Consider the following 5222-nt stretch of genomic DNA (forward strand, 5'->3'; position numbering starts at 1 on the left):
AGGCCGACCTCGCGCAGGCTCCCGCGCCCGACGCCGCCCAGCCGCAGGCCGCCGCCGAGGCCGAGCCGCAGGCTCCCGCGCCCACCGACACGGACCCGCAGGTTGTGGCCCCGGTGGAGGCCGAGCCGCTTGCCGCCGCTCCGGCAGAGGACGACCCCGCACCGGCCCCCGCGCCCGACGCGGCCCCGCCGGAGGCTGCGGCCCCCGCCGCCGTCCCCGCCGAGGCACCGGCCCCGGACACCGCCCAGCCGGAGCCGCAGGCCGGCGTCCCGGCAGAGGACGACCCCGCGCACGTCTTCGTGTCCGACGCGGCCCCGCCGGAGGCTGCGGCCCCGGCCATCGCCGACCCCGCCGAGGCATCGGTCACCGTCCTCCCGGCCCAGCCGGAGCCGCAGGCGGACGCCCCCGCCGACGCGGACCCGCAGGGTGCCGCCCCCGTCGCTCCGGCCGAGCCCGCCGTACCGGCCGCCGCCGAGGTGACTCCCGAGGCGGCCGAGCCCGTACCGGCCCCCGAGGCCGAAACCCCGGCTCCCGCCGAGCCCGCCCCCGTCGCCGACGAGGCAGCGGCTCCCGTACCCACCCAGGGCCCTCAACTCGTCGCGCCGCCGGAGGCTGCCCCGCTGCCCTCCTCCGTCCCCCTGGAGCCGCACCCGGACCAGACGCTCGGTCAGTTCGTGCCGGTCGAGGGGCAGGTGCCCACGGCCCCGCACCTCGCGCCGACCCCGCCGCAGCCGCTGAGGCTGCCCGAGCAGGTCACCGGGGAGCCGGACGTCGTCCAGAGCGCGGAGGACCTGGACACCCGGGCCGCCGACCAGGACGACCAGTACGAGCAGGACGCCCAGGACGTGCCCGCCGTGGCGGAGGCACTCGTACCCGCAGGCCCCGCCGCCCCCGCGTACAACGACGCCGAGCGCGAGGCCGTGCTCAAGGTGATCCGCGAGCGCCGCGACATCCGCAACGGCTTCCGCGGCGACCCCATCCCGCACGAGGTGCTGCTCCGCGTCCTGGAGGCCGCGCACACCGCGCCGTCGGTGGGCCACTCCCAGCCCTGGGACTTCGTCGTCATCAAGTCCGCGGACACGCGGCGCGCGATGCACGACCTGGCCATGAGCCAGCGCGAGGCGTACGCCCAGTCGCTGCCCAAGGGCCGGGCGAAGCAGTTCAAGGAAATGAAGATCGAGGCCATCCTCGACACCCCGGTCAACATCGTCGTCACCGCCGACCCCACCCGAGGCGGCCGCCACACCCTCGGCCGGCACACCCAGCCGCAGATGGCGCCGTACTCCTCCGCGCTCGCGGTCGAGAACCTGTGGCTCGCCGCCCGCGCCGAGGGCCTCGGCGTCGGCTGGGTCAGCTTCTTCGACGAGCGGGAGATGGTCCGCGCCCTCGGCCTGCCCGAGCACCTGGAGGTCGTCGCCTACCTGTGCGTCGGGTACGTCGACGAGTTCCCGGACGAGCCCGAGCTGATGCAGGCGGGCTGGTCCAAGCGCCGCCCGCTGTCCTGGGTCGTGCACGAGGAGACGTACGGGCGCCGCGCCCTGCCCGGAGAGGAACCCCACGACCTGCTCGCCGAGACCGTCGCACAGATCCGCCCGCTCGACGCCAAGGCGCTCGGCGAGGCGTGGGAGCGCCAGAAGCGCATGACCAAGCCGGCCGGAGCGCTCGGCATGCTGGAGATCATCTCCGCGCAGCTGTCCGGTCTCTCCCGGCAGTGCCCGCCGCCGATCCCGGAGCCCGCGGCCGTCGCGATCTTCGCCGGTGACCACGGCGTGCACGCCCAGGGCGTCACCCCCTGGCCGCAGGAGGTCACCGGTCAGATGGTGGCCAACTTCCTGGGCGGAGGCGCCGTCTGCAACGCCTTCGCGGCCCAGGTCGGCGCCGAGGTGTGCGTCGTGGACGTCGGCGTCGTCGCCGACCTGCCCGCCACCCCCGGCCTGCTGCCCCGCAAGATCCGGGGCGGCACCTCCGACATGACCGCCGGGCCCGCGATGACCCGCGAGGAGGCCAGAGCGGCCATCGAGGTCGGCATCGAGACCGCCCGCGACCTGGTCGCCGCCGGGAACAAGGCGCTGCTCACCGGTGAGATGGGCATCGCCAACACCACCGCGTCCGCCGCGCTGATCGCCGTCTTCACCGGCGCCGACCCGGCCGAGGTCACCGGTCGTGGCACCGGCATCAACGACGAGACGCTGGCCCGCAAGACCGAGGTGGTCCGGCGCGCGCTGGAACTCCACCAGTGCGACCCGGCCGACCCGATCGGCGTCCTCGCTGCGGTCGGCGGCTTCGAGCACGCGGCCATGGTCGGCCTGCTCCTCGGCGGCGCCTCGCTGCGTACGCCGGTGATCCTGGACGGCGTCAGCGCCGGGGCCGCGGCCCTCGTCGCCCGCGCCATCGCCCCCGAGGTGCTGGCCGCCTGCATCGCGGGACACCGCAGCGCCGAGCCCGGCCATGTCGCCGCGCTCAACAAGCTGGGCCTGCGCCCGCTGGTCGACCTCGACCTGCGCCTGGGCGAGGGCACCGGCGCGCTGCTCGCCCTGCCGCTGGTGCAGAGCACGGCGCGTGCGATGCACGAGGTGGCGACGTTCGACTCGGCGGGCGTCACCGAGAAGTAGGTCGTCACAGGGAGCCCGACCACCCCGGAACGTCACGGGGTGGTCCGGTCCTCCCCGCGAGACGGGCGGGCCCGGTGTTCACCCACCGGACCGCCCGTGCCGCCGCCCGCCCCGGCGCCGTAAAATCCGCACGTCAGGGCCGCTCCGCCGCCGTAGCGCGCCGACCGCAGAGCTGGACGAGGAGCCGCACCTCATGGCCGAACACCCCGCCTACCCCGTAGGTCTCCGTCTGGCCGGCCGCCGCGTGGTCGTGCTCGGCGGCGGCCAGGTCGCCCAGCGCCGCCTCCCGGCGCTGATCGCGGCGGGCGCGGACGTCCTGCTGGTCTCGCCCGGGGCCACGCCCTCCGTGGAGGCGATGGCGGACGCGGGCGAGATCACCTGGGAGCGGCGGCCGTACGCCGAGGGCGATCTGAACGGCGCCTGGTACGCCCTGATCGCCACCAGCGACCCCGTCGCCAACGCCACCGCCTCCGCCGAGGCCGAGCACGAGCGGGTGTGGTGCGTACGCTCCGACGACGCCGACGCGGCCACCGCCTGGACCCCGGCCACCGGCACCAGCGAGGGCGTGACGGTCGCCGTCCTCACCACCACCGCGCGCCACCGCGACCCCCGGCACACCGCAGCCGTCCGCGACGCGGTCGTGGCGGGCCTGCGTGACGGCACCCTCGTCGCCCCCCACCACCGCACCCGCACCCCCGGCGTCGCCCTGGTCGGCGGCGGCCCCGGCGACCCGGACCTGATCACCGTGCGCGGACGGCGGCTGCTCGCGGAGGCCGACGTGGTCATCGCCGACCGGCTCGGCCCGCGCGACCTGCTCGCCGAACTCCCGCCGCACGTCGAGGTGATCGACGCGGCGAAGATCCCCTACGGCCGCTACATGGCCCAGGAGGCCATCAACAACGCCCTGATCGAGCACGCCAAGCAGGGCAAGTCCGTGGTGCGGCTCAAGGGCGGGGACCCCTTCGTCTTCGGCCGGGGCATGGAGGAGGTCCAGGCGCTCACCGAGGCGGGCATCCCCTGCACGGTCGTCCCCGGCATCACCAGCTCGGTCTCCGTGCCGGGCGCGGCCGGGATACCCGTCACACACCGGGGCGTCGCCCATGAGTTCACCGTGGTCAGCGGCCATGTCGCCCCCGACGACGAGCGCTCCCTGGTCGACTGGCCCTCGCTCGCGAAGCTCACCGGCACGCTGGTGATCCTCATGGGCGTCGACAAGATGGGCCGTATCGCCGAGACCCTCATCGCCCACGGCAAGTCCCCCGACACCCCGGTCGCCCTGATCCAGGAGGGTACGACCGCCGCCCAGCGCCGGGTGGACGCGACGCTCGCGACGGTCGAGGAGACGGTACGGCGCGAGGCGGTGAAGCCGCCCGCGGTGATCGTGGTCGGCGAGGTGGTCACGGTGGGCCCGACGGCGCCGGACGCCTGAGGACCCCGGCGGGCACCCCGCACGCCCGCACCGTCGTTTTCCTTCTCTCTCCAGAACGAGGCACCATCTTCCCGTGGCCGAACTCATCACCATCACGGACCCCGACGACCCCCGCCTGCACGACTACACGAACCTCACCGACGTGGAGCTGCGCCGCAGGCGCGAGCCCGCCGAGGGGCTGTTCATCGCGGAGGGCGAGAAGGTGATCCGCCGGGCGCGGGCGGCGGGCTACGGCACGCGCTCCATGCTGCTCACCCCCAAGTGGACCGAGGTGATGCGGGACGTCATCGACGAACTCCCCGCCCCCGTCTACTGCGTGAGCCCGGAACTGGCCGAACGCGTCACCGGCTACCACGTCCACCGGGGCGCCCTCGCCTCCATGGGCCGCAAGCCGCTGCCGACGGCCGCCGAAGTGCTGGCCCCGGCCCGCCGCGTGGCCGTCTTCGAGGACATGGTCGACCACTCCAACCTGGGCGCCGCCTTCCGCAACGCGGCCGCGCTGGGCGTGGACGCGGTCCTCCTCACCCCCCGCTGCGCCGACCCCCTCTACCGGCGCGCGGTGAAGGTCTCCATGGGCGCCGTCTTCTCGGTCCCCTACGCGCGCTTCGACTCCTGGCCGCAGGACGCGGGCACGCTCCACGAGGCGGGCTTCGTCATCGCGGCCCTCTGTCTGGGCCCGGACTCCGTCACCCTGGACGAGCTGGCCGCCGAGCACCACGAGAAGCTGGCCCTGATGCTGGGCACCGAGGGTGACGGGCTGTCCCGCGCGGCCATGAACGCGGCCGACAAACTGGTCCGCATCCCGATGTCGGCGGGCATCGACTCGCTGAACGTGGCGGCGGCCTCGGCGGTGGCGTTCTACGCGACCTGCCGCACGCCGTAACACCCGGCCCGGCGGCCCACTTGGCGGAGGGCTACGGTCCGTCGGGCCGCGGTGTCGGGTTGTACTCCTGCTCCACCGGCACCCCGTCGCCGCCGTGCGAGTCCGTCCTCGGCTGGACGTGCGTCCGCTGCGTGCCGTCGCCCCCCAGCCCCCGGGACGGGCCCGTACATCCCTGGGCCAGCGCGATCCCCAGCGCCACGAGGAGCGTCACCACCACGAAGACGAACAGCCGCTGGCGCAGCAGCCGTGGGTTGGCCGGGCGCAGCCGGGTTCCCGTCGTACGGGGGGCCGGGCGGCC

Annotated in this window: 3 protein-coding genes and 1 pseudogene; 3 read left to right on the forward strand and 1 reads right to left on the reverse strand. The window is 75.2% G+C overall.

Features of this window, described 5'->3' with window-relative positions:
- The 3 genes from cobT to GTW40_RS31270 form a co-directional block, all read left to right on the forward strand.
- Positions 1-2612 (forward strand): nicotinate-nucleotide--dimethylbenzimidazole phosphoribosyltransferase (cobT, locus tag GTW40_RS31260; RefSeq protein ID WP_161183505.1); only part of this gene is annotated, 2612 nt, incomplete at its 5' end.
- 193 nt (positions 2613-2805) lie between these two features.
- The gene (cobA, locus tag GTW40_RS31265; protein WP_161183506.1) at positions 2806-4041 is read left to right on the forward strand and encodes a uroporphyrinogen-III C-methyltransferase; all 1236 of its coding nucleotides are present in this window, start codon (positions 2806-2808) and stop codon (positions 4039-4041) included.
- Between the two features lie 73 nt (positions 4042-4114).
- Positions 4115-4924 carry an RNA methyltransferase gene (locus GTW40_RS31270; RefSeq protein WP_161183507.1) on the forward strand — a complete coding sequence of 270 codons (810 nt, stop codon included), beginning with the start codon at positions 4115-4117 and terminating at the stop codon, positions 4922-4924.
- 31 nt (positions 4925-4955) lie between these two features.
- On the opposite strand, the pseudogene GTW40_RS31275 reads toward GTW40_RS31270, so the two are convergent.
- Positions 4956-5222: pseudogene (locus GTW40_RS31275) on the reverse strand (serine/threonine protein kinase); the annotation flags it as partial.

It is taken from the genome of Streptomyces sp. SID4985, assembly GCF_009863025.1.
In the GTDB taxonomy this organism is placed as follows: domain Bacteria; phylum Actinomycetota; class Actinomycetes; order Streptomycetales; family Streptomycetaceae; genus Streptomyces.

Excerpts from the sequence above, each read along its gene's own strand:
- cobA (WP_161183506.1), top strand. The coding sequence starts at position 2,806 with ATGGCCGAACACCCCGCCTACCCCGTAGGTCTCCGTCTGGCCGGCCGC.